Source organism: Variovorax sp. LjRoot175, assembly GCF_964253805.1.
Taxonomy (GTDB): Bacteria; Pseudomonadota; Gammaproteobacteria; order Burkholderiales; family Burkholderiaceae_C; genus Variovorax.
This window is the reverse complement of the sequence record NZ_CAXURY020000003.1, coordinates 320,183-343,258: the sequence shown is the minus strand read 5'-3', so window position 1 is coordinate 343,258 and position 23,076 is coordinate 320,183. Positions and strand designations below refer to the sequence as shown.

Sequence of the window (23,076 nt, the reverse complement as noted above, 5' to 3'; positions counted from 1 at the left end):
AAACGGCAACGTTCTTTCGAGGCACGATCGTTGCAAGATGCGCCACATGAACCATCTGCGCCTTCTGCGCTACGTCGACGAAGTGGCCCGCGTGGGCTCGATACGCCAGGCGGCCGAGCGGCTGCACGTGGCGCCCTCGGCCGTGAACCGCCGGATTCAGGACATCGAGGACGAGCTCGGCACGCCGATATTCGAGCGCCTACCGCGCGGCATGCGCCTGACCGCGGCCGGCGAGCTGTTCGTGCGCTATATCCGCGGCCGCGCCGCTGATCTCGAGCGTGTGCGCTCGGAGATTGAGGAACTGCAAGGCCTGCGCCGCGGCAGCGTCCGCCTGGTGGCTAGCCAGGCGCTGGCGCCGCACTTTCTGCCCGGCGTGATCGGCGAGTTTCGGCGAACACATCCCCTGGTCGGCTTCGACATCCGCATCGGCGACCACGTGCAAGCCGCACGGGCGCTGCGCAACTTCGAGACCGACCTGGCGCTGGTGTTCAACCTCGCGCCCGAGGTCGACATCGACCGTGCGAGCATCGTCGAACAGAAGCTCATGGCCATCATGCATGCCAAGCACCCGCTGGCACGTAGCGGCGCCGCGGCCCTGCGCTTGCGTGACTGCGCCGAGTACCCAGTGGTGCTGCCCAACCGCGACACCGGCGGCCGCCAGCTGCTGGAGCGCTTTCTGGCGCGCAGCTCGACAAAAATGCACGCGATGGTGGAGAGCAACAGCTTCGAGTTCCTGCGCGGCTGCCTGGAAGACCGCCAGTCCATCTCGTTCCAGATGGCCATCGGCGCGGCATGGGACGACCGCAACATCGTAGCGCGCGACATCGAGGACCGCGGGTTTCCCAAAGGGGAGATGGTGCTGGCGAGCTTGCGGGGGAGGCAACTGCCGGTGATTGCTTATGCGTTTGCGGAGTTCTTGAGGAAGAGGTTGGGGGATCTGGGGGGTTAGGTAGCGCAAAGCTGCTGAGACAGAGTGCGCCCAGTCGTGAAGAACGACAACTGGGAAGCTGACTTCCGCCCGGAAACGCATCTCGCAGAAAGATTTGCGCGAGGCGGTACGACATGACGCTGGCGTATCAACACTGGAGCCAGCTCCACTGGGGATGCACGCGCTGCGGTAGCGCATGCGCGAGCGACGAGACCGTTGCCTTGTCACTCGAGCAGAAGCCGCACCCACTGCAACGCGAGTAGAACCGCGGACTGCGCAGGCTCGCATTGCCGAATGTCGTGCGGTAGACCAAGCGCTTTGTGTCCTTGATCCCAAGCGGCGCACCACAGGCGAAACAGCGCGCAGATCGGCGAACAAACTGATCGACCTGTTCGTCAAGGACGACGGTCTGAAGCTGTTTCAGCAGTGCGTGAGTTTCGCGCATGAACAGTCCCAAGCCGGATCCCGGCGCGAACCGGTCTTCACGTTCGATGACACCTACCGTGATGACTTTCGAGGGCTGGCTCCCCTCCCCTTCAATGCAGGCCTGGATTGAGATTCGCATCGCGCTTCTCCGTCGGAGTGGGGTCGCAATGCTCCTACTTTCTGCCAAAAATGCCCCCCTGCTTTTGGCCGCTCTCTGGCCAGCGCTGCAACATTCGATCTTGCTGTTCTCGCTCATAGGCGGGCTCCGCTTGATGGAGATACCCACCATGCATCGAGCACCGCGCCGTCGAGGTATTCCGCACCCGTCATTGGAGGCGCTGCGGCGGCCAGTTGTTCCAGCGCTGCGCGGGGGGCGTGCGACGCTCGCCCAGTCTTCGGCCAATGTGGCAAGGGCGGTCAGCCGCACCATGAACAGATGCGCGAACTCGCGGCCGAAGGCAAGCGCGGGTGTCAGGGCGCCGCCCAATTCCACCGCGCCTAGCTGCAGCAAGGCATGCGCGCCGCTGCGCTCGAAGGCCTTGCGAATGCGCGTTGCCGCGGGCGACGCCGGGGCGTCGGTAACGCCGCGCGCAATCTCCAGGTAGACCCGGCCGGCAGGCGAGATGGCAAGGTCAAGGGCCAAGCCAACGAGATCGCCCTGGGGGGCAGGCATAGCGCAATCGAGACCAGCCATGGGAAGATTTTCTGGCGCAAACCGTCACCGGCCGACGCAAGGGCCCGCGCATGCGATGCGCAGGCCTGTGGGGGGTGGGTGTTGGCCAATGTCAAACACGTAGCAGTGCCGTCACTTGCCCTCGTCCTTAGTCCCCCGGCTGGGTGTTTGCACCGCCGGAGCGGGCTCTGGCGCGTTCAAGACATAGAACTCATGCAGCTTGGCCGCCAGCATCTGCTTGTCCGGCAACTGCGTCTGGTACTGCGCCACGAGTGCCGGCGACAGTGTCCGGCTCAGTGTGTACTCGACCACCTCGCTATCCTTCGACGCGCACAGCAACACGCCCATGGCCGGGTTTTCGTGTGGCTTGCGCACATCCCGGTCCAAGGCTTCGAGGTAGAAGTTGAGCTTGCCCAGGTGCTCGGGTTCGAAACGGTCCACCATCAGCTCGATCGCGACCAGGCAGTTCAAGCCGCGGTGAAAGAACAGCAGGTCGAGTGCGAAATCACGTCCGCCGACCTGCACCGGGAACTCCGAGCCGACGAAGCAGAAATCACGGCCCAGTTCGGTGAGGAAGGCACGCAGCTGGCCCAGTAGGCCCCGGTGCAGGTCGGCCTCGGTGTGGTCAGCCGGCAGGCCCAGAAATTCGACCGCGTATGCATCCTTGAAGACGCCGGCTGCGGCATCGCCATGAGTTTGTGCCACCGCCGGTGACATTCTCGGCGGAGCGAGTACCGCGTGCTCGAAGGCGGCCAGCCGAAACTGCCGCTCCAGCTCACGTTTGCCCCAACGTTCCTGCACGGCCATGCGCAGATAGAACTCGCGCTCTTCGGGGCGTTTGGACTGCGTCAGGATGATCAAGTTGTGCGTCCACGGCAGTTGTGTCACCAGCGGTGTCACTTTCTCGTCGCCGTCGTACGCCTCGAAAAACTGCCGCATTCTGAACAGGTTTCTGCGTGTGAAGCCGCGTTGCCCTGGCATCGTGCGCGCCAGATGCTGCGCCAGGCGGTCCACCACGCCTTCACCCCAAACGGCTGCGGCCAGCTTGCCGCTGATGTACTGGCCGATCTGCCAGTACAGGTCGACGAGTTCGGTGTTGACCGCCTGGTACGCCCGTCGCCTGGCCTGCTCAATGAGGCCGACCACCTCAGCGAACGAGGTTTCGATGGGCTCTGCAGCGCCAGACTGGACCATGACCTGAGCGACGGGCGCACGTGCCTTCGACGTCGCTTTGCGGGAGTTCACGCTGATGTTCCTTTGCGCAATTCGCCCACCAGGTCACCGGCCTCGCGTTCGACGGCGAGCACAGGCGAGCTGCGCGCTGCCGGAATATGCTGCCCGAATCCTCTTATGGCCATCAGTGGCGAACCGCTGCTTGAATGTGCAAATCATCGGGTGAAAAATCCTGAGTCAGTCCTGATCTGACTTCCAAAACCCCCGCATCGCCGTCAGGCGGGTCGCCTTTTCGGTCGTCAGATGCATCGACGTTGTCCCTAGCGATGCCTGCCCCAGGTTGTTGTGCGCCACCTGAATCGGTGCGGGCGACTGCCCTTCCCTGCCCTGCAGCGCGTGGGACCCGTGGGTAGGTCGCAGCCAGTGCGTGCTGGCTTTTCTCAGTTGCTGCGCGTCAACGCCTTCGGCACTGGCTGCAGCCTGCGCGAGGAACGCCTTGAGCGCCTGGTAGAGCCCTGAAGCCGACCATCCTACCGGCCGCTCGAGCTCCATGTCGAAGCGCGCCATCACATGGATGCCCTGGTTGCTGACCGCCCCCACCTGTCGCTCGAAGCCGTGCCGCGCCAGCTCGTCGCCGAGCTCCTCGACCAGTTCCACCGGCACCGGCACCTGCCGCCTGCGGCCGCCCTTGCCGGTCACCGACAGCAGCCAGCCGGTGGTCGTCGCTCCATTGGCCGCCTTGTACTCGACCTGCTCGAGGTCCTCGCACTTGATGGTCGTGATTTCGGCCAGGCGCAGCCCGGTGGCATAGACCCAGCGCATGCCGCGTCGCAGACGTCGCCCGGCTTCCGTGTCGCCATGGTCCTGCAGCAATGCATCGATGTAGTCCCACTGCGCAAAGCTCAGGGTCCGACCCGAGCCCAACGGCCGCTGCGGATTCTGCGGAAGCGTCACCGCCGCAAACGGATTGGCCACCACGTAGCCCTGGCTCACGAGGAAGGCGAACAGGCTGCGCAGGATGATCAGGGCCTGCCGCAGCGCCGTCGGCGTCAGCGGCCCTTCGAGCGGCCGCCACATCGGCGACCAGCGTTGATGGTGCCGCGGCCCGCACCAGGTTGACGGCGGGTCGGCAAGAAAGCCGCAGTAGGCGCTCGCATCCTCCACCGACAACGAAGACAACGCCTTCTTCCGCTTGAGGATCGACCAGAGCAGCAGTCGCTCCGCTTCCTTGCGATAGGAGCGCTGGGTCGACGAAAGTTCCCTGTTCCCCTCACCCGGCCGCTGGGCGGCCAGCCAGGCGCCGATGGCTTCATGGTCGTTGACCGCCAGGACCAGGCACTTCGCCTGTGGCGCGCGGTAGCGCCCCTCGCTGCCATCGAGCTCGGCAGGCAGCACGAATTTTTCATAGGGTACGAGCGCCGTCGCCGCAGGCACCACCGAGGCCAAGGCCGTCGCTGTCAGCTGCGCCCGCGGCGTGGCGACGTGCACGCCGATACGCAGGCCGAGTATCTGTTCGTTGGCATGGAGCCAGTCCAGGATCCGGGCCGCCTTGCGCTCACCCACCCCGGGCACCTGGGCCCACCAGCGGGCACCGATCCCGTTGATGCGCTCGACCACCGCGACGAGGGTCGGCAAGCCGGCGCGCGCGAGCCGGGCGGCCAGGGACGGGTGCAACCAGGCCATGACGCTGTCGCTTGGGCGCGGGTCCTGGACCACCAGGCCCTCGAGCCAGCGCAGCGCCTGCAACTGGTGATCGATGACGCGGGCGCGGCGCGAAGGCCGGGCCGACCCAGCGCTTTTGTTACCGTCCTGCCCTCCCCCACCCCCAGCCGGGTAGGCGGCTTCGTAGGCCTCGATCTGCTCGGCCTCGGAGAAGTCCTCCAGGCCCTGCGCGGCCGCGAACTCGGCCAGGCTCGGCAGGGCCGGCGCCGCGGTGAAGCGGTCCGGGTCGAGCAGAATCAGCCGCGCCGTGCCCGGCTTCTGCTCGCGCCGCGCCGCCGCCGCAAATGCGTCGCGGATCCAGGCGATGGTCCGGCGCACCGTGCGCAGGTCGGTGTGCTCGCCTTCGAGCCGCAGGTACCGGTCCCAACTGGCCCGCTCGTCCAGCCCCTGGGCCAGCGCCCGCATGAAGGCGAAGTGCCCGCGATGCAGCTTGCGGGGTGGTGGCTTTTTCACGTGGTGGACATCGGCCCGTCGCTGGAGCCCGACGGCGAGGTCGACCAGAACTTCCACCACGGGCGAGGCGCCATCGGTTCGGCAGGCAGCTGCTGCAACTGGCTCTGACGCAGACGACGGCGCCGCTCGACTTCGAGTGCATGCGCGACGCCGAAGGCGTCCCGGTCGCCATAGCCAGCGCGCGTGCGCCAGCTCATGGCAAGGTGCGCGAGTTGCTCGTCGTCAATTTGGGCGAGCTGCGATGGCGTGGGGACGGCGGTCATGGCGTGACGAAGATAGCCGATTTAAAGCTGGACGGTTTGCAACGCAAGCCGCGGGGGTTCGAACCGGCACGGCCCTCGCCGCTTCCGGGCGAGCAAGGTCGGCCTACGAGCGATCTATTCTGCGAGGTATTCACATAATCATCAATGCGATTTTTAGCCGACGCGCCGCCACTTTTCTGAGGTCATCTTCCTAAGTCATTGATGGCGTTGGGTTTTTATCTCGGTGAGTCGTAGCACGTTGCTCTGAAAGCGAGATTAAGTCCGGTTGCGCCGGTAGTAGTCGACGATGCTCTGCCGGCCCGTCCAGTGAGCACCGTGGGCACTCGGCCAACTACGCAGTCCATGGGTTGAGCACTTGCAGGCCCATCGCCTCGAACGGCCCGGCGTCGCGGGTCGCCACCGCCTCAATGCCATTGGCGTGCGCAACGGCCGCGATCTGGGCGTCACCCATGGAAATGGTGTGCCCTGCCCGACGCGCCCTTTCCGCCATCTGCGCATAGGACCGGGCGGCGAACTCGTCGAACGGCAAGCATCTGAATCGCGCAATCAGGCTGTTAATGGCTTCCTCGAGACGCAACCTGCGGGCGCCGACGTCCAGGCGCGCCGCGCCGTCGAGCATCTCCATGACGGTGACGGCGCTGATGCACAGTTGGTCGACCACCTGGTCGTCCAGCCAGGCGATCACGGCGGGGGCGGGGTGAGGCTTCAGAGGTTCTGACAGGACGTTCGTATCGAGCAGGATCATTCGAACGTCGCCGGTTCGTTCTGCTCACCCGAGCGCCTGAACAGGGCATCGATCTCCTCGTTGCCCATGCCTTCCCCAGCGCCAGCGAGGCTGGCCTGGAACTGACGGCCAATGGCGGCGAGCTGACTGCCCAGGCCCGGCCCCCTTCTGCGCGTCGCATCGACCAGAAGCGTCCGGGCGAGGCCTTCCACGCTGCGCCGACCGCCTTTGTGCGCGTCGGCTGCCATGACCTTGAGGGCCGCGTGTGTGTCCTCGGGGATATCGCGGATGGTGATCGTCGACATTGCTGTCATTCCTTTAGTTTGCTAGCAATGATAGCGCGCGCTCCCGTCCCCTACAAGTCGCTGCGTCAAGTTGGGTGCCCAGCTATGTCCTGCCCACGAGGTTTGCCGACGCCGCGAGCCGCTTTCGGAAATGAGCAACGAGGCCCTCCGGGTCAGCCTGCCACGGGGCGCGCGTACGCTTTCGCGCTGATTCAGGAGGTCCGGGACATGGCCGATCCCGCGCCTTTCGCTTGCCCACGAAAGTGTGTGAGGCGCCACCTTTTTCTGCGGATCGGTTCTCAGGCCTTGCTGCCCACGAAACCATCAATCAGCTTGACCAGCTTTCGGCGCTGGGCCTCGGCCATCGGCTGATCAAAGGCCAGGGCCGGTCTCCCCTTGCGGTCGACGACGAGCGAGGCGATGCGCTTGCCGTCGTCGTCTTTCCATTCCGTTGTGGATCCTGGCGCTTGCCGCTGGGCGCCGCCCTGCGCGGTGAGCTCGGCGAAGACCTCCGCCGGCGAAGGCGGAGGCACCCGAGTCGCGAGCTCACGCGATGCGGCAAGCAAACCCTCGGGATCGCGCTGATGCGCATCCTTGAGTGGCGTGGCCCAACGGAACTGGAGATTCAAGGGCGAGCCGAACGCACGGACGACCTCACCCGGCAGTTTGGCCAAAGCCATCGCCTTGCTGATGTTGCCCATATCCCGATCGATCGCGGCGGCCAGTTGCTTGGCGGACGGGAAAAGGCCCTGCTCCAGCGCACGCATGTACATGACCCCTTGCTCCCACGCCGAGAGATCCTCGCGCTCCCGATTCTCGCGCTCCATCTCGACGAAGAGCTCGGCGTCCTTCATATCTTGCTGTACCAGCGCCAGCACCGGGAGGCCCAGTTCCAGGCACGCCTGATGCCGACGATGGCCGAACACGATCTCGAAGCTCGGCGATCCTGCGGCCGCACCCCCTATCGGGCGCACCTTGATCGGCTGGACGTTGCCGCCTGCACTCGCAATCTCCTCTTTCAAACGGGTGAAGGCTTCCGTCTTGAAGTGCGACAGATCCCGGTTGGCCCAACCGGATGCCTTGATCAGCTTGGGATCGATATGGCGCGTCGCCTGCGCGCCGTCGAATTCGCTCAGGCGCTCGCGAAGGCGCACTACCTCACGATGCACTTCGGACTGTTCGGTCATGAAGGCCAACATGGAGCCGGGCCCGGTCTTGGGCGCCGCGGAAGCCGCAACCTGTTCGTTGGGCATGGATGGCGCGATGGTGGCGGGGGCTTCGGAAACCCTTGTGCCCTCCTCCGCTGCGTCCGACGCTGATGTGCCGTCCCGCCGATGCTGGCTGGGGATGGGGAGATTTGCCGTGACGCTGAACGCGCGTTTTACCAAGTCTTTGTTCGCCATTGCCGATTTCCTTGTTCTGTTCTATCCAGCGCGTTGCGCCGCGGTGCCAGGGCGTACATGCCTTGTGGTCTTTTTGCGCGGTACCAACCTCTGCACGAACGAATATCTGGTTCCCGGTGCGACACCGGGAACCAGAGGGTTTGTACCGTACAAACCCCTCGAGGCGGCTCGCGCTTGAGAAGCTGATCGGGCCCGATTCATCCACATCCTGGACTCCTACGCCTCCACCCGCAGGGGGTTTGTACCGTACAAACCCCCTGCCAGGGCCGGCAACTGCCTTGCCCAGGCATTTCGAATCGAGACCTCGATGTGTTGTACAAAGAGGTCATAGGCGTCCCGGGCACGCTTGTACGTCTTGTCCTTGGCATCCCCCGCCTCGCTGTCGTAGACGGTCCCGAACCCGGAAGACTTTTGGGAGGCGATCGACGTGCGCGGGATCTCCAATGGCAACACCTTCTCCTTGTAGGTGGCGCCAATCCATTCCCGCACGGCATCCGCTGTCGTCGATGCGCCGCGCCCAGCCTTGGGCGGTACGCGAGACAGGAGGATATTGATGAAATCGAAGTTCTTGGTTTGTCCGCGGCCTTCCAGCATGGTCTGGGTCAGGTCGGAGAACAGGGACCAGAACTGGGTGGAAGAGGCGAAGTCCAGCGTCTCAGGAGGTAGCGGCATGATGATGCCGTTGGCCGCCATCAGCGCGTTGATCGTCAGGTAGGACAGGGCAGGGGGGCTGTCGATGATGATCGCGTCGTAATCCGCCCGCACGTCATCGATCCCGAGATCCAGGACCCTGTAGAACTCGAAGCCCGACAACCCCTCCTTGCCTTGCCGGGAGGGCAGCATGAACTCGGCGTCGAACAGCGAGCTTGCGGCTGGCACCAGGTCCAGTCCGTCCCAGTACGTGCTTCGGATCATCGGCCGCACGGTCATGGATGAGCCATCGGCCAGCGACATGATCGTGTCCTTGGCGCTGATCTCGACATCGGGGAGGATGCCGAAGAGGGTGGTCAGCGAGGCCTGAGGATCGGTGTCGATCACGAGCACCTTGTGGCCCAGCAGTGTGAGCCCCTGGGCCAGCGTCATGGCTGTCGTGGTCTTCGTGGTGCCCCCTTTGAAGTTCGCGATGGAGATCGTGATCGCCTCTGCACCTTCGGGGCGCAGCATCTCCTTGCGGTAATCCCGGACCCACTGGCGCGTCTCGGCCAAGGTGAACAGCCTCTTGCGACCGTTGGACACCAATGTCCCCGAAGGCATATCCTTGCGGCTCGCGACACGGTGGGCGAACGAGCCTCGCGAAGTTGCCTCGCACAGGGTGGCCACCTGGTCGGCGCTGAAGGACGGCGCGGCCTTGCGAACCATCGGCGCCAGCATCGCCGAGCGAATGCTCGACAACATCGCTGCCGCATCCTCGGCCTGCTGGTGCACGCTGGCCAGCGTGATTTGGGGTCGAATTTCCATCATTGAACGAGTTGGTGATTGACGGCGCGATTGTGCGTGTTAGACGTGTTTTGCGCAAACGGACGAAGTTTCGTCCAATCCCTCAATCCTCTTTCCTGAAAAAGCTCCAGAAGCCCGGCGCTGGACTTTTCAGAGGTCAAATACCTTTAAGCCCTTTAATCCTTTACGAGAAATATATTCAATAAAATCAACGACTTAGGCGTATTTTTGGAGACCTCTCGGTGAACTGTGGAGGTTTTCCAGTCGATGTCAGAGTGGATACGGTGGGATGCGGAGCCCATTCAGGCCGCAGGGAGAGTGGATACGGTAAAGCTGAAATCCCGGTCGTCGACCCGGCCTCCCAACCAAATCTTGTCCTGTGAAGCCGCCAAACCGGAGCTTTTACAGTGAGCCAGGTCGCCTGAGGCTCAGGAGTGCCGGCGCTGAAAGCGGAGCTTTTACGGTGACCGGCATGCGGAAAGCGCGATTGCGACAAGTGAATCGACGTTTCACATGAAGGCCCCGCTGCGCTACAGTCGCGCCATGATCACAGGAGCAAGCCGAGAAGTTTCGACGCCCGCGCGCGGGCCGGTGCCATTGCTCAAGCCCGTGTTCTCGCTGGCGCTGGTGCCCCAGAACAACAAGATCACCGCGTTGGGTCGCAGGACATGGAATGTATTGCTTCACATCGCACAGAACCAGGGACTGGAGCGAGAAACGTTTCGCGCCGCATTGACTGACATCGTCAAAGGCCTCGACTACAACAGCGGGGACATGAAGATCATCAAGACGCACCTGCGTTCAATGATCACCACGCTGGTGGAGTGGCAGTCACCCACTGCAGGCGAGTGGCAAACGTGGGATGTGTGCGGCATGCTCTCGCACGCGAGGCTCACCAAGGAACGCGGACAGGTCTGGGTCGAATGGTCGTATGCGGTGAACATGCGCAACGAACTGCTGGATCCGGAAATCTTTGCGAAGCTGTCGCTGGAAGTCATCTCGCAACTGGGCTCTCATCCCGCGGTGGCGCTCTACGAGATCTGTTCCCGTTACCTGGGTGTCGGGCAGACGGCACGCAAGGCATGGACCTGGTGGCGGCCCGTGTTGCTGGGGCGGCCCGACGATGAACGTCTGCAGCGCCTCGAGTACCGCATCTTCAAGCGCGATACCCTGCGGCCCGCGCTCGCCGAAATCAATGCCCTGGCGGACATCGAGATCGAGATGCTCGAGTTCAAGGCGGGGCGGTTCGTTTCTGATCTTCAGTTCACCGTACGCAAGAAGCCTCAGCGGGTTCTGGCGCTGCAGCAACGCTCGGCCGCCGAGCCGGTCGATGTCGCTGTCCTGGCGAGCGCGGAGCGGCTGGGCATTGACCACACCCGGATCGAGCGACTGATCGAGGAGTTCGGCGACGCGGCCGTCGCCACCGCGATCGAGGCGGTCGAGAAACGCGCGGCCACCGCCTTTCCGGAGCCGCTGCGCGATCCGCTGCGCTACTTGAAAAGCGTGCTGCCCGGCCATCTGGCGGCGCAGGAAGAGGCGAGCGAGAAGGCCGTGGCGGCAAAGGAGCCGGAAGTCGTGCGCGTGGCACCGAGCGACAGGCTGGCCCAATGGGAAAAGAAATGGCTTGCGGAACGCATCGAGCTGTTGGCGGCCGAACTGGCTGCACTGCCTTCGGAACGTCAGGCCGAGCTGGTGCAAGGACTCCAGGAGGATCTGGTGCGTCGAAATGCGCACCCGGCCGTGATTCAGCGATTGGTCGGGAAGGGCTGGACCCACCCCATGGTGCGCCATGAGATGGTCAGCTTCTACGCCGCTGGCGCCTATGGTCCGAATTGGAACAAGCCCACGGACAAGGAGCTGCTTACTATTGCGGCCGCGCCGAACGCGTGAAATCGCCCGACGCCTGCGGCTTGATCGCACGAAGGAAATGAACGGGAGTGACTGCCAACTTTCATCCATTGAAGAGACGGCTCAGGGTTCTCGCGGTTTCCTCCGCGAAACCGGAAGGAGCACGGAAAGCTCAATAAAATCAATGGCTTGCTTTCACATCTGAATCATGATGCCCTGGGCTCCGTCGTAGGGAAAAACGGGTTCGGCCTTATCACATCCGAATCCGGACGATCGGCAAAACTCCAATCAAATCAACGGGTTACTTATACATGGCGACAAAGCACTGGGTCACTGCCGCCTTGCGAAACCTGGACGAGACCCTGACCCCGTTGCCCCATGAGATCAACGAGCTCGACTGGAAGACGCAGCTCTCGGTGCACAAGGACCGACTGGCTGAGCACCTCATGGCGTTCGGAAACCATCCGAACGGCGGCACGCTGGTCTTCGGCATCGATGACGATGGCGCGCCCGTCGGCGTCGATGCCGACACGATTGCCCGAGTCACCAACACGCTCGCCAATCTAGGACGCGACGCGCTGGAGCCGCCGTTGGCGATCGACCATGGGGTCGTCGACTACCGCGGTGTCGCGGTCCTTCTGGTCCACGTGCCGGAGCAGCCCACGAAGCCGGTTCACCGACGTGGCAAGTCCATAGAGGAAGCCTGGATCCGCTCGGGTGGCACAACCCGCAAGGCCTCGCGCCAAGAAGTCGGTGGCATGCTCATGAACAGCTCGGCGCCGCGGTGGGAGGAGCTGCGCGCGTCGCCTCTGATCGACCTGGAAGAGGTGCAACGCCTGCTCGACCTTGATGCGATCGCTGGTCTCTTGCAGCGTCCGCTGCCAGGCGATCCAGAGGACCTGTCCCATTGGCTCGCCGCAGAGGGCGTCACCGTCCCGGACGGACGAGGCCACTACATCACGAACTTCGGTGCCGTGGCTGCCGCACGGAAGCTGGAGGACTTTCCCGACCTCGAGAGAAAGCGCATCCGCGTCATACGGTACCGCGGAACCAACAAGGTCGAGACCATCGACGAGTTGCCTGGCCGGCGCGGCTATGCCGTCGGCTTCGAGGGATTGATCGGCCACCTGCGCAAAGTGCTGCCGCACTCCGAGGTCATCCAGCAATCGCTTCGCACCGAAGTGTCGATGTACCCCGAACTGGCACTGCGCGAGTTGATCGCCAACGCCCTGATTCACCAGGACTTCACGGTGACCGGCGCAGGCCCGATGGTCGAGATCTACGACGACCGCATCGAGGTGACGAGCCCGGGCACGCTGCTGCCCGGCAAGAAGCCCGATCGCCTGATCGGGACGACTCCCGAGTCTAGGAACGAAAAGCTGGCCTCGTCTTTTCGGCGCTACCGGATCTGCGAAGAGCGGGGCACGGGGTTCCAGAAAATCGTTCGCACCATTGAGTTGTTCGGCCTGCCGCCTCTCGTGCTGGCACCGCAGGAAAACGCCTTTAGGGTCACGATCGGTGCGCCGCGCAAGTTCACGGACATGTCGATGACCGAACGTATCGAAGCTTGCTATCAACACGCCGCGCTTCAATACCTCTCCAGCCAAACGCTGACCAATACGACCTTGAGGGGACGATTCAAGCTCAACGAGAAGCAGCGCAACCAGGTCACGAATCTGATCAGTGACGCGGTGGGGGCAGGGCGAATCAAGCGCAAGGACCTCGGCGCGGGCAAGAAATTCGCGGAATACGTTCCCTATTGGGCTTGAGTACGGCTGACGGCGGCCTATGGCCGCGGCTGGGGAGAAAAGCAGCTGCGACATTGTCTCCGCGTCGCGGAGGCTTTCCGGATGAAGCAATTCTCTCCGCGCTGCGGAGACAATTGAGCTGGACTCACATCAAGATGTGGTATCCGTTCGATGACGTGCGCGGACGTCCCGGAGGCAGCTTCTGCTGTTCGACTACCAGACCTGGCTGACGATGACGGCGGGTGTAGCGCAAGCAGCGGCGGCAGCCGAAGCAAGCGGGGTCGGCCGCGGGTAGTTCGCCCGAGTCCAGGCGTCCAGCGCAGTCGTCAGCGACTCTTCATGTACGCCGCATACAGCGAGGGCTGAAGGTCGCGCAGCACCTTGCGTCGAGCAACGATGTCAGCGTGGCGGCCCTGCCGCTCCAAGCCCAACAGTTCCACCAAGAGACGCATTGCCTGCTCCGGCGCACTGTGCTGCGAGGCCTGTGCGAGCGCCAGTTGCTCACGAAGACCGGGGCGCTCAATGAGCACCCATGCCGCAAACCAGCTCATCTCGCCTGCGCTCGTGGGGATCGCCTCAAAATTCGCCTCGAAGCTGCGTACCAGCTGCGGCAAGAGCGGGTCGGGCGAGCGTTGCGCGACCTCCTCCAGCAGCGCAGGCGACAGCCACCCCAATTCCGCGAGCAGCGGCCAAGTCGCCCGCAGACCGACCAGGTGCAATCGAGCCTCGGCCATCCAGGCCAGCGGCGCCGGTATCCGGCGCCACGATTCGATGGCGGCGACAGCCTGGGCGGCGTTCTCCCAAGCGCCTGCGCGCAGCCAGAGGGCCGCGGCATGGTCGTGCGGATACCGCGCGTCGAAAGCGAGCGACCCGGCGCGCCGTGCGAGTTCCCGCCAGCTCACGGTGAGCCACGCGGCGGCACCCAGGTCCCCGAAGGTGCGCTGCGCTGCGAAACGGATGGTCTCCTGCAACATCTGCCGCGCCTCGCGCAAGGATTCGTGGTCGCCAAACGCGTCCTGTCGGCCGACTTCGGCCGCCTCGATGTACCCGCTGAGAACGCGCAGCGCCGGCAGGGACTCGTCGGCCGGATATTCCAGGGCAAGGCGCTCGCAAGCTTGCAGAGCGGCTGACGCGTCGCGCAACTCGAGCGCATGCGCAGCGTCGTTCCTCAGCATCACCTCGCGGCTGTGTTCGAAGATGTCGAGTTGCATTCCATCACCCGCGCATCAAGGCGACACGCCAATGGTTTGTGAAAGAGGGTCGTGCGGGCGCCTCAACAGGGGCGATCGCAAGGCCCAAGGCCGATAGGCGCCCGCGTGGTCTCTCGAGCTGACGGTTAGGCCAGGCCCGGAACACAGGTCTTGACGGGTCGACATGCGGCGTATCGGCAGAACGCTCGAGTTGAAGGAAGGCAGTCGCGTCATCCGCGCCGCGTTCTGTACGCGACGCGGAGACCTTCGCGGTCGGGCAAGGCTTGCCGTTCGTATTCGAAGACGCCGCTGTCGCGCAGAACCTGTCGCCAGTTGAGGCAGTTGTATCGTGAAGGCGACTCCTCTTCGGAAGTGATCCGGATGAAATCGATGGCGTCCTCGAGAAGAGTCCAGCCGTCGACGGCCAGGAATGCCTGCGCTTCGCGCAGGCATTGCACGATGTTCGAGTCGGCATTCAAGACAAGGGGAGGGGAGGGCATCGCCCGAGCGATGTGCTCCTGGATGGTGTCGCTCGCCAGGGCGCTCGCCATGAGCTCGCGCGCCTTGTCGGAGTGACGCGCCCATTCCAGTAGTTCGAGCAGATGGCGGTCGACCCGCTCGTAGCTGCGCTCAAGGTAGGCATCGGCATCGGCGCAACTTCCGGGATTCCAGAGGTCGAACCGCTCCATCAGGTGGTGCACCAGTTCGTTGCGAAGCGCCACGAGTTCTTCCAGGCCGCTGACTGTCTGCGCGAAGGCGTCGGGTTCGAGCCGCATCCCGGCTCGCACACTGAACCAGATCTGGTCCGTGACCTCAGGCTCGGTCCCTTCGTCAGCGATTTCCTGACCGGGCAGATGGGTGGAGAGGTAGCTGCGCTTCAAGTGCTTGACCAGCGTGCCGAGGGTCATGACTGCGAAGAATTCGCTACGCGCCTGCCGTCGCGATTGCCAATCGTGCGGGGTGCCGCTCAGATCGTGCTCGACCAGCACCGCTTTCATCAGGCGCTCGTACTGCTGGAGCCGGCACATGCACCGGCCGAGCTTGCGATGGATTTCGCTGCGCTGCTCCTGGGTCGTCGTGGCGATGGGTGGCGCCGTGTGTGGCGGCTGTTTCTTGGCGGCTACTTCTGTTGGATCGGTGAGGTGCATGGCGGCTGGTTCGTTCGTCGGAAGGTATCCGTGCGGACATGGCTTCGTCAACTGGCATGCATCTGGAGATGCACTGGCTGGGCGGCAGTGCATGGATTGAAGGCTGGGCGTCCACCGGCTGCACGCCGGTGCCGGGCTGCTCCAGGTTCGCGCCGTCGCGCTCATTCCCTTGCGGGCATGGGCTGCGCCGCCTTGCGTATCCCTGACGCGGGCGCGGGGCCGGGCTCCTCCGGTGTCCTGCACGTTTTCCCTCGAGCTTGTGCGCGTGTGCGCAGGGGAGGGCACGGCCTGCTGGCCGCTGGAGGGCGCGGACGGCTCGTGGATGGGCTGTGCCGGGGTGGTGTGCCGTGGTGGATCTGCCTTCGGAGCCGCCTCTTGACCGACGCATAGCTCGCACGGGGCCGCTGTCCAGGGCTTCGGGCTGCGCCACCGTCCTCACCCGGTCCTCGGCCAGCGCCTCGGCTGCGGCCTCCGGGCGGTCCCTGGACACCGGCCCTTGGGCTCGCTCTTCATGCGTCGAGGCGGCTCCGAAAGCAGATGTTCAACCACCGCGGCACACCCCGCAGAAAGGCCCAGCCATGCATGCAGCTTCTTCCACCCGTCAGCGCCATGCGGACAACCCAACAGCCACGGGCGTTCCCCCCGTACCCCCCGAGGACTCACCAAAAGCAGGCACTGTCGAAGACAAGGCATCAGCGGTCCGAACTGGCGCACGAATGGATGTGCGGCAGGTCATCACCGACCGGATCATCGCGATGCTGGAGAAGGGTGGCAACGTGTTCCGGGAGCGCTGGACGCGGGCCGCTTCGCGCGGCATGCCGCGCAACGGCAAGACTGCTGCGCCGTACCACGGGGCCAACGTGCTGCTGTTGTGGGATGCGGCGATCGAGCAGGGCTATGCGTCCAACGTCTGGCTGACCTACAAGCAGGCAGCGAGCATGGGCGCCCAGGTGCGCAAGGGAGAGCGTGGCGTGATGTGCGCGCACTTCGAGCGCAGAGCGCGCAGGGCTGAAGATGCAGTTCACGCGGCGGACGTTCAGGATGGCGAGGAGGAGGGCAGGGCGGAAGCGGGCAGGGACGCGGGGTTGAGCGGTGGTGTTCTGCTGTGCATGCCATTCTGGGTTTTCAACGTCGCTCAGATCGATGGATTGCCGTGCGAGGTCATCGACCTGTGCGTCGATCCGGTGAGGTCGCAGAGTGGTCCGGTGGAAAGCGCCTTGCGCCTGCTGGGCGGCTGCAATGCGACCATCCGGCATGGCTATGAGCGGGCGATGTACCTGCCGGAGCTGGACGAGATCCGCTTGCCTTGGCCCAGGCGCTTCACGAGCGCGGAAGCCTATTGCGCAACGTCGCTTCATGAGGCAGTCCACTCGGCGGGACATGCGAGCCGGTTGAACCGGCAATTCGGTCGACGCTTTGGAGATGCGGCCTATGCATTCGAGGAGCTGGTGGCCGAACTCGGATCTGCGTTCGTGCTGGGGCACTGTGGTCTCGTCGATGCCACCATCGAGGGCCACGCTGCCTACCTGGACAGCTGGCTGCAAGTGCTGAAGAACGACCGGACTGCGATCTTCACGGCCGCGCGGCACGCGGGCGAAGCCTTCGAGTACATCCTGGCCAGGGAGATGCCGCTGCTGGACGGCGCAGCGCTACTGCCTTCGGAAGCATGAGTCTCGGTCGATCGGCACACCTTCGGTTGGATTGCAATTGTTCGCGGCGCAGGCTGATTTGCGTCGCGAACTAATTAGACTCCAGCCTTTCCACTTTTAATCTCTTCATGACTCAAACCTACGCCCAATTGGCACGCCAGATTGCGACTCTCCAGGCCTCCGCTCAAAAGCAACTGGCGATCGAAGCCAAAGGCGCCATCGCGAAGATCAATGACATGATCGCGACGTACGGCCTCACGGCTGGCGATCTCAAGTTCGCCTCGACCTCCGCAACTGCCGTGTCGCCTTCGGCCTCGAAGAAGACCAAAGCGACGAATGGCAAGGGTCGCGCTGTGGCCAAGGGCGCGAAGTTCAGCGATGGACAGGGCAACCAGTGGGGCGGGCGCGGGCCGAGGCCGGCGTGGCTGCGCGAAGCCGTCGCTGCCGGTCGGACGCTCGAGAGTTTCGCGGTCGGTGCGGCGGCACCGGCAGCCGTCGCACCGGTCGCCGCGTCGCCCGCGACGAAAGTGCCGGCGAGGCCGGCTGCGTCCAAGCGGATCCAATCGCGCGCAGGCTCGGCGAAAGGCAAATCAAGGAAGACGTCGGCGGCCGCGACGGCGTCTCCAGCCGCTGCGGTTGCAGCACCCGCCGACCCGGCGACGCATCCGGTGAAGGCCTCGCGGAAGAAGTTGGCTGTGAAGGCTGGTGCCGGATCTGCGGTCGGTTCGGCGTCCACCCAAGCGCTCACGCCGCCGGTGCAGAAGTCGCCGGCGAGGAAGGGGCGCGCGGCTAAGCCGGCGCGCGCTTTGAACGCAGCGAAGAAGGCCACCAGCCCGACGACGCCGGTGGCGGGGTCGGAGTCTGCCGTGACGGCGAAGAAGGCGGCGGTGTCCAAGGCCCTGCCCAGCCGCAAGAAGGCGAACCCGAAACCTGCTGCGCGCAAGGCGGCCTTGGTGGAGAGCCAGGCGCCTTCGGCGTCTGGAGCGGTCACCGCGACGGCGGCGTAATCCTCGTTGCAGCACTGCCGTCACAAGGGCGGCGGCAGGCCTGGGCGGCTCTGGCCGTCGGTTCTCCTGCGGGCGCTGCAGGTGTCCGCCGTTACTGCGACTTCTCCGGAGTAAATGCTCAAGCCGAAGTGGGTGCGATCTTCCCCCCGATGTGCCACGCGATTGCCCTCTTCAGGGTGGCGGTCGGCTGTCGTTCGGCGGCGCCCACTTTCCTGATCGAGCCCGTTGGTCAGCAGCGCTATCTCTCTGTGATCTGGGCATCGTGCGCGAATCGTCCCGGTACAGGTCAGGCTTCTCTAGCTCTAGCAGTCGGACTTGAGTCCTTCGGCCCGGGCGCTGCACGCCGGGGGTCAGGCGGAGCGCAGAGCCACGCTTTTTTAGTTCGATCGGTTGCCCCGGCCCGGCGTGTCGCCGCACACGGCACCATTGCTGTCGCCCATGGGGCAGTCCGCCGCCCCCCGAGAACGCGCCGTTCTGATGGTCTGCGCGTTGCGACTGGCAACGCAGCGCCAGTTTTTCGGCGGCCGGAACAGATGACGCCTGCGTGACGCGGGACATATTCCACGCTCCAGCCGTTTTGGGATCGGCTTGACCCAGCCGGGGCAAGCTCTTGCCAAATACTTCCAATCGTTTTGCTCATAACGAGATACAACACGCTCCGTCAACTACAGGAGCAACGATGTCAGGTCGGGGAAGACTCGCACTCAGCGTCAACGAATTGGAGACAGGCGAGCATCACTACGTTCTCCTGGAGGCTGTGACAGGCCCGGGCGAACTCCTTTGCTATCGGCCGAAGGAGATCGACGAGAAGGGCCACCCGACCTCGTTGCAGGCGTGGTTTGCCGGCGTGGGCGCCGTGCGCAGGATTGAAGCAAGCCGAGGACAGCAATAGGCGCGAACGCCCGGGCTTGGCGCCTGGACGGTCAGTCGCCTTGCTCAACCAGTGAAATTCGTCCCCCTCGATGCCCAGGATCCCGGGCGTCAACAAATTCCGCGTCGACGATCCAAGGCCTGGACCGGCGCACTCGCCTCACCTGATTCCCAATGCCTGAGATTGATTTGTCCGCACAGAAAGCGGCGGTTCGCAATGTTCTTGCCTCCAGCGGAATTCGTCCCGCGTTGGCGCTGCTCAATGACAGGACGCAGTACCGATACACGGCCATTTACAAGCTGAGCGGCGATGCGTTGCGCGCAGAGCATGTCTTCGACCGCTCCTCTGAATACCGCACCTGGCTGAAAGCTGTTCCGCTGGACAAGAGCTTTTGCCGGCACGCGATCGAACAGGGCGAGTTCACGACCAGCCACGTCTCCAAGGACACGTCCCTGGTGAGCTACCGACCCTACGTCGGTCTTGTCGAGTCGTACCACGGGCGGCTGCTGACACGCGATTGCGGAACGCCCTACGGCACGTTCATCCATTTCGATCTGGAGCCCCGCACCATCGATGCGGAGGAGATCGCCTTTCTCCAGCACGTGACTCCGATGTTTCTCGACTACCTGGGCTGACTTGCCGAGAAGCCAGCATCGAAGGTCCAGTCGGTGCGTTGCAGAACTGGGTGATCTTGTGTGCCGCGACGTCATTCGTCGTGGACCCAGATCCTCAGGCGATCCGCGGCGTAGGTCTCGTGAAACTGACGCATGCGGCAGAGGCTCGCCGCTGAAAAGCCAGTGGTCCCGGGAAAGGACGCCTTGAGATCGCGCGCCAGCCGATCGATCACCGCGTCGCCTCATCCCTGGCGTGCCTGCTGTTCGCGGATGGCTTGCCCGATGTCCCAGTACAGGGCCACCAGCTCGCGGTTGACGGCGCGCACGGCCGACTGCCGCGCACCGTCGATGCGGCGTTTCAGATCCTCGGCGAAGCGAGCGTAGTCAAGCAAGGTGGGAGTGGTGATAGACACCCGGGAAATGTAGTGCCTCGTGGTCGTCCGTTGCGCCGATGCGAGTTGCCGGGAGTTTCGGCGCCCTTGCGGGCCGCCGGAACGCGACGCAGTCGCGCTGCTGCGCGAGGACGCGATGGTGGTCGCGGTGGCCGCCGGCGACTTCGTGCGCGGCGTGGTGCTGAGGTCATGAGGACCGGCCAGCGCCTGCCGGCCTGTGCCGCCAGGGTGCAGCGCGTCGTCGACGAAGGGGCGCCAACGCCCGGCGCTGAGCGTGTCGAATCCTTCCTCCGGGCACGCGGCCGGTCGCGGGCGACCCTCAAGACTACTGGCCCGCCTCGCTTCGCCTCGTGCAGGCACGAAGAGAGAGGAGAGAGAGAGAGAGAGAGAGAGTGAGAGACAGAAGAGAGGGGGGGTGGGGCCGGCTTGCTGTGACCTCAAGGGTGGCACACCGTTCTCGCCGTCAAGGTCTGCGCGCGCCAGGGGTGGTGCGCTGGCGGCCTGCGGCCGTCTTCGAACCTTGACCGCTGCGCTGCGGCCTGCCGGCGACGGTCCCGGGCAATACCGCCCGCAACCGTTCAAGGAGAACGCCATGGCTTCCAGGTTTCCCTTCATCACCGATGCGCAATTCGAACTGCTGTTGGCCAACGGCCTGAAGTCGCAGGCGCAGGAGGACTTCGATCCGCTGCCCGTGCTCAAGCTGTTCACGCCAGACGCCGGCGCGACCTGGCTGCTGACCGAGATCGAACCCGAGGACCACGACATTGCCTTCGGCCTGTGCGACCTCGGACTGGGCTTCCCCGAGCTGGGCCGCGTGAGCCTGGCCGAGCTGGCCCAGGTGCGCGGCATGATGAAGCTGCCGATCGAGCAGGATCTGCACTTCTGGCCCGACAGGTGCCTGAGCGCCTACGCGAAGGAGGCCCGGATGGCGGGCCGCATCCAGGCCTGAGGGCCCCGGCCGTCGGCCCGGCCGGCGGCCTTTCCTTCCAGTAGCAGCGACAGATGTCGACGTGCGACAAGGGCTGCACACGGGTGCCATACAAAATCAACGCCTTGCGCGCAGATTCACCGCGCTACGTTGAACCGGACGTTCAACATAGTTTGAATTTCCCGGTGGAGTTTTCACCATACATTGAATTTTCCGGTCTGTTCCGTCCATAACCCACCACTCCCGTCGACTCTGCCGGTGGACCTGCGAGGGGATCTGGCGTCGGCCGTGATCGGGCTGTGAACAGCCGTTCTGGGCCCTAGGCGGACATAGCGCGAGTTCGAAAGCTGTCGTTCGACAACAATCGGAAGCAATCCATCATGTGACCTCGAATTCGCCGTTCGAGCCCAAGTGCTTTGCGATGGGACCCTGGCTTGCCTTCGCAGCTAGATCGTTTCAATTGGATTTGCGGCGTAGCACGCCTCCAATGTGGTGTGCAGGTCCTCCGGAAATTCGAAGCGATGCCCGTCGATCTGCGTAATGGGCTGGTACACCGCCGGAATGTTCGTGAGAAAAGCCGAGCGGAACCGTGGAACTTCAGCGACCTTGACGTCGGCCTCGATGAACTGGATGCCGAGCTTGCGCATGCCGTTGCGCAAGAGGTGGATTGCCCCTCCAGGCAGCGCTGCAGCCGTCGGCAGCACAAATCGTTCTCCGTCGTGAAACGCCACATTCCAAGTCGAGCCTTCCGAAATGCTGGCGGCGCGATCGAAAAAGAGCGCGTCATCAAAGCCGAGCCTCTGCGCTTCACGGCGCGCTTGAAAGAGCCCGTAGGTGCCGACATGTTTGACGTGAGGCTGCACGCGTTCGTGGAACAACGTCTTGACCCGCTGCGGTCGGTGAGCGGGCAGCGCGAGTGGCGACTGCGTGACCAGTAAAGCGACCGGAGTGCGCTTGCTCAGGTTCATCCAGTCCAAGCTGGCCGGAAAGACATTGACCCGTGCCAGCACCCGACCCGTGTTCCCATCCAATGCACTGCGCAGGTTGCGGATGATGCGCTCGGCGGGAAGCTCTTCGTTGAAAAGCTCCCGGGTGCTGCGCTGTAGCCGGGCGATCTGGAAATCAAGCCCTCGCACCGATTGTCCCTGCACTTGCAGGGTAGAGAAGTGGCCGTAATTAACCAAGGCCACCGAGCGCAGTTGCTCGGCCGTTGCCGGGCTGCCATCGATCCAGCCGATCGCACGCGGCGCCGAAGTATGGCCAGCAATTGGTTGGGTCTGCCCGAATGATTGCAACGGCAATGTACCGGCGGCAAGAGCGGATCCCAGCAGTGCGCGGCGAGCTTGCGGGTAGGAAGTCATGTGTCCTGTCTCCTGGAAGTGCGAATCTGCTGCTGAATGAAGCCGAGCACCGCCTGGTTGAAGGTGCCAGGCTGCTCGAAGTAGGGTGAGTGCCCCGCCCCCGCAATCTCGACCACCTTTGCGCCGTCCACTCGGGCCGCCAGGTCGCGCACTACCCCCGGAGTTACCACGCGATCTTCCGCGCCCACCACGAAGAGGGTCGGAACACGAAGTTCGTTCAGGCTAGACAGCGGCAACAGAAACGACGGGTTGAACAAACCAGCTATGCGTGCGCCCCAGCCCGCCGTCTCCGCGGCGGAGTACACCGCCGGGTTGAACTGGTTGATCTGCGTATAAAGAAACGCCAGCTGCGTCTGCGAGGCGGCGAAGCCCGGGCTGAGCGCCCGGTCTTCCAATTCGGTGGCCTGCACCTGCTGAAGGAAGCGCTTCACGTTGACCAGCATTTCCGGATGAGCGATCGCCAGAGGCGAGTCGCAGCACACAAAGGCGTCTACGCGATCGGCGGCGCGTAGCGCGAAGCGGAGACCGCTTATTCCGCCAAGGGATTGGCAGACGAGCGCTGCAGAGGCGATCCCCTCGGCGTCGAGCACGGCCTGCAGGTCGTCTACGAACAGTTGGGGGAGGAAGTCTTCAGGATCGGCCGGCGAACGCCCGAAGCCGCGGTGGTCATAGGCAATGCAGGTGAAATGCTCCTTGAACACTGGGATCTGCTGCCACCATGTGGCTGCATTGGAGCCCGCGCCATGACAGAAGACGACCGCCGGGCCTTGGCCGTGCCGTTCATAGTAGATCGGCACGCCGTGCGAAGTGACGAAGCTCATCGGTAAAGCTTTC

Annotated in this window: 22 protein-coding genes and 1 pseudogene; 9 read left to right on the top strand and 14 right to left on the bottom strand. The window is 64.1% G+C overall.

The genetic code is table 11. The features are described from left to right. Nucleotides 1–46 precede the first annotated feature (46 nt). Nucleotides 47–949, top strand: a complete 903-nt coding sequence (locus tag ACSQ89_RS39465; RefSeq protein WP_436297578.1) for a LysR family transcriptional regulator — start codon at nt 47–49, stop codon at nt 947–949. Between the two features lie 127 nt (nt 950–1,076). Here ACSQ89_RS39465 and ACSQ89_RS39460 read toward each other — a convergent pair whose 3' ends face one another. From ACSQ89_RS39460 to ACSQ89_RS39425, 8 genes are all read right to left on the bottom strand, one after another. Beyond that, a complete protein-coding gene (locus ACSQ89_RS39460) occupies nt 1,077–2,048 on the bottom strand; it encodes a hypothetical protein (protein ID WP_436297577.1) in 972 nt (323 codons plus the stop codon). Nucleotides 2,049–2,159: 111 nt separating this feature from the next. Continuing rightward, on the bottom strand, nt 2,160–3,272 hold the full coding sequence (locus ACSQ89_RS39455) for a PDDEXK nuclease domain-containing protein (RefSeq protein WP_436297576.1): 1,113 nt from the start codon (nt 3,270–3,272) through the stop codon (nt 2,160–2,162). A gap of 165 nt (nt 3,273–3,437) precedes the next feature. Then, complete coding sequence (locus ACSQ89_RS39450) at nt 3,438–5,435, bottom strand: phage integrase family protein (RefSeq protein WP_436297575.1); 1,998 nt, start codon at nt 5,433–5,435, stop codon at nt 3,438–3,440. Further along, nucleotides 5,372–5,638: a hypothetical protein gene (locus ACSQ89_RS39445; protein ID WP_436297574.1), complete on the bottom strand. Its 267-nt coding sequence runs from the start codon at nt 5,636–5,638 to the stop codon at nt 5,372–5,374. The genes ACSQ89_RS39450 and ACSQ89_RS39445 overlap by 64 nt, the downstream gene beginning before the upstream one ends. 331 nt (nt 5,639–5,969) lie before the next feature. After that, nucleotides 5,970–6,383, bottom strand: coding sequence for a type II toxin-antitoxin system VapC family toxin (locus tag ACSQ89_RS39440; RefSeq protein WP_436297573.1), 414 nt, complete (start codon nt 6,381–6,383; stop codon nt 5,970–5,972). Next, nucleotides 6,380–6,667 (bottom strand): FitA-like ribbon-helix-helix domain-containing protein, encoded by a 288-nt coding sequence (locus tag ACSQ89_RS39435; RefSeq protein WP_436297572.1) that lies wholly within the window; start codon nt 6,665–6,667, stop codon nt 6,380–6,382. The genes ACSQ89_RS39440 and ACSQ89_RS39435 overlap by 4 nt, the downstream gene beginning before the upstream one ends. A 278-nt stretch (nt 6,668–6,945) precedes the next feature. Beyond that, on the bottom strand, nt 6,946–8,049 hold the full coding sequence (locus ACSQ89_RS39430; RefSeq protein WP_436297571.1) for a ParB/RepB/Spo0J family partition protein: 1,104 nt from the start codon (nt 8,047–8,049) through the stop codon (nt 6,946–6,948). 216 nt (nt 8,050–8,265) lie between these two features. Further along, complete coding sequence (locus ACSQ89_RS39425) at nt 8,266–9,507, bottom strand: AAA family ATPase (RefSeq protein ID WP_436297570.1); 1,242 nt, start codon at nt 9,505–9,507, stop codon at nt 8,266–8,268. Between the two features lie 492 nt (nt 9,508–9,999). On the opposite strand from ACSQ89_RS39425, the gene ACSQ89_RS39420 reads away from it, so the two are divergent. From ACSQ89_RS39420 to ACSQ89_RS39410, 3 genes and pseudogenes are all read left to right on the top strand, one after another. After that, nucleotides 10,000–11,376 carry a replication initiation protein gene (locus tag ACSQ89_RS39420; protein ID WP_436297569.1) on the top strand — a complete coding sequence of 459 codons (1,377 nt, stop codon included), beginning with the start codon at nt 10,000–10,002 and terminating at the stop codon, nt 11,374–11,376. Nucleotides 11,377–11,645: 269 nt separating this feature from the next. Then, complete coding sequence (locus ACSQ89_RS39415) at nt 11,646–13,103, top strand: ATP-binding protein (RefSeq protein WP_436297568.1); 1,458 nt, start codon at nt 11,646–11,648, stop codon at nt 13,101–13,103. Nucleotides 13,104–13,106: 3 nt separating this feature from the next. Continuing rightward, nucleotides 13,107–13,258 (top strand): annotated as a pseudogene (locus ACSQ89_RS39410) (PDDEXK nuclease domain-containing protein); the annotation flags it as partial. A gap of 150 nt (nt 13,259–13,408) precedes the next feature. On the opposite strand, the gene ACSQ89_RS39405 reads toward ACSQ89_RS39410, so the two are convergent. Together ACSQ89_RS39405 and ACSQ89_RS39400 are read right to left on the bottom strand one after the other, a co-directional pair. Next, nucleotides 13,409–14,293, bottom strand: coding sequence for a hypothetical protein (locus ACSQ89_RS39405; RefSeq protein ID WP_436297567.1), 885 nt, complete (start codon nt 14,291–14,293; stop codon nt 13,409–13,411). 209 nt (nt 14,294–14,502) lie between these two features. After that, nucleotides 14,503–15,663, bottom strand: a complete 1,161-nt coding sequence (locus ACSQ89_RS39400) for a hypothetical protein (RefSeq protein WP_436297566.1) — start codon at nt 15,661–15,663, stop codon at nt 14,503–14,505. Nucleotides 15,664–16,136: 473 nt separating this feature from the next. Here ACSQ89_RS39400 and ACSQ89_RS39395 point away from each other — a divergent pair, with 473 nt between their 5' ends. The 3 genes from ACSQ89_RS39395 (at nt 16,137) to ACSQ89_RS39385 (ending at nt 19,582) form a co-directional block, all read left to right on the top strand. Then, nucleotides 16,137–17,090 carry an ArdC family protein gene (locus tag ACSQ89_RS39395; protein ID WP_436297846.1) on the top strand — a complete coding sequence of 318 codons (954 nt, stop codon included), beginning with the start codon at nt 16,137–16,139 and terminating at the stop codon, nt 17,088–17,090. Nucleotides 17,091–17,218: 128 nt separating this feature from the next. After that, a complete protein-coding gene (locus tag ACSQ89_RS39390) occupies nt 17,219–18,076 on the top strand; it encodes an H-NS family nucleoid-associated regulatory protein (protein WP_436297565.1) in 858 nt (285 codons plus the stop codon). Nucleotides 18,077–19,120: 1,044 nt separating this feature from the next. Next, the gene (locus ACSQ89_RS39385; RefSeq protein WP_436297564.1) at nt 19,121–19,582 is read left to right on the top strand and encodes a hypothetical protein; all 462 of its coding nucleotides are present in this window, start codon (nt 19,121–19,123) and stop codon (nt 19,580–19,582) included. Nucleotides 19,583–19,653: 71 nt separating this feature from the next. Here ACSQ89_RS39385 and ACSQ89_RS39380 read toward each other — a convergent pair whose 3' ends face one another. Next, nucleotides 19,654–19,794 (bottom strand): hypothetical protein, encoded by a 141-nt coding sequence (locus tag ACSQ89_RS39380; RefSeq protein WP_436297563.1) that lies wholly within the window; start codon nt 19,792–19,794, stop codon nt 19,654–19,656. Nucleotides 19,795–19,803: 9 nt separating this feature from the next. After that, the gene (locus ACSQ89_RS39375) at nt 19,804–19,953 is read right to left on the bottom strand and encodes a DUF1016 N-terminal domain-containing protein (RefSeq protein WP_436297562.1); all 150 of its coding nucleotides are present in this window, start codon (nt 19,951–19,953) and stop codon (nt 19,804–19,806) included. 40 nt (nt 19,954–19,993) lie between these two features. On the opposite strand from ACSQ89_RS39375, the gene ACSQ89_RS39370 reads away from it, so the two are divergent. Together ACSQ89_RS39370 and ACSQ89_RS39365 are read left to right on the top strand one after the other, a co-directional pair. Further along, complete coding sequence (locus ACSQ89_RS39370; RefSeq protein ID WP_436297561.1) at nt 19,994–20,146, top strand: hypothetical protein; 153 nt, start codon at nt 19,994–19,996, stop codon at nt 20,144–20,146. A 399-nt stretch (nt 20,147–20,545) separates the two neighbouring features. Next, nucleotides 20,546–20,902: a DUF2958 domain-containing protein gene (locus ACSQ89_RS39365; RefSeq protein WP_436297560.1), complete on the top strand. Its 357-nt coding sequence runs from the start codon at nt 20,546–20,548 to the stop codon at nt 20,900–20,902. Nucleotides 20,903–21,327: 425 nt separating this feature from the next. Here the strand turns inward: ACSQ89_RS39365 and ACSQ89_RS39360 are convergent, their stop codons facing one another. Next, the gene (locus ACSQ89_RS39360; RefSeq protein WP_436297559.1) at nt 21,328–22,242 is read right to left on the bottom strand and encodes an aminotransferase class IV; all 915 of its coding nucleotides are present in this window, start codon (nt 22,240–22,242) and stop codon (nt 21,328–21,330) included. Next, nucleotides 22,239–23,063: an alpha/beta fold hydrolase gene (locus tag ACSQ89_RS39355; RefSeq protein WP_436297558.1), complete on the bottom strand. Its 825-nt coding sequence runs from the start codon at nt 23,061–23,063 to the stop codon at nt 22,239–22,241. Before ACSQ89_RS39355 ends, ACSQ89_RS39360 begins: the two co-directional genes overlap by 4 nt. Between the last annotated feature and the right edge of the window lie 13 nt (nt 23,064–23,076).

Bases quoted from the DNA above. Each gene is read 5' to 3' on its own strand.
- ACSQ89_RS39465 (WP_436297578.1), top strand. From the start codon at position 47: ATGAACCATCTGCGCCTTCTGCGCTACGTCGACGAAGTGGCCCGCGTG.
- ACSQ89_RS39460 (WP_436297577.1), bottom strand. From the start codon at position 2,048: ATGGCTGGTCTCGATTGCGCTATGCCTGCCCCCCAGGGCGATCTCGTT.
- ACSQ89_RS39445 (WP_436297574.1), bottom strand. From the start codon at position 5,638: ATGACCGCCGTCCCCACGCCATCGCAGCTCGCCCAAATTGACGACGAG.
- ACSQ89_RS39440 (WP_436297573.1), bottom strand. From the start codon at position 6,383: ATGATCCTGCTCGATACGAACGTCCTGTCAGAACCTCTGAAGCCTCAC.
- ACSQ89_RS39435 (WP_436297572.1), bottom strand. From the start codon at position 6,667: ATGTCGACGATCACCATCCGCGATATCCCCGAGGACACACACGCGGCC.
- ACSQ89_RS39430 (WP_436297571.1), bottom strand. From the start codon at position 8,049: ATGGCGAACAAAGACTTGGTAAAACGCGCGTTCAGCGTCACGGCAAAT.
- ACSQ89_RS39425 (WP_436297570.1), bottom strand. From the start codon at position 9,507: ATGGAAATTCGACCCCAAATCACGCTGGCCAGCGTGCACCAGCAGGCC.
- ACSQ89_RS39420 (WP_436297569.1), top strand. From the start codon at position 10,000: ATGAAGGCCCCGCTGCGCTACAGTCGCGCCATGATCACAGGAGCAAGC.
- ACSQ89_RS39415 (WP_436297568.1), top strand. From the start codon at position 11,646: ATGGCGACAAAGCACTGGGTCACTGCCGCCTTGCGAAACCTGGACGAG.
- ACSQ89_RS39405 (WP_436297567.1), bottom strand. From the start codon at position 14,293: ATGCAACTCGACATCTTCGAACACAGCCGCGAGGTGATGCTGAGGAAC.
- ACSQ89_RS39395 (WP_436297846.1), top strand. From the start codon at position 16,137: ATGGATGTGCGGCAGGTCATCACCGACCGGATCATCGCGATGCTGGAG.
- ACSQ89_RS39385 (WP_436297564.1), top strand. From the start codon at position 19,121: ATGCCTGAGATTGATTTGTCCGCACAGAAAGCGGCGGTTCGCAATGTT.
- ACSQ89_RS39365 (WP_436297560.1), top strand. From the start codon at position 20,546: ATGGCTTCCAGGTTTCCCTTCATCACCGATGCGCAATTCGAACTGCTG.
- ACSQ89_RS39360 (WP_436297559.1), bottom strand. From the start codon at position 22,242: ATGACTTCCTACCCGCAAGCTCGCCGCGCACTGCTGGGATCCGCTCTT.
- ACSQ89_RS39355 (WP_436297558.1), bottom strand. From the start codon at position 23,063: ATGAGCTTCGTCACTTCGCACGGCGTGCCGATCTACTATGAACGGCAC.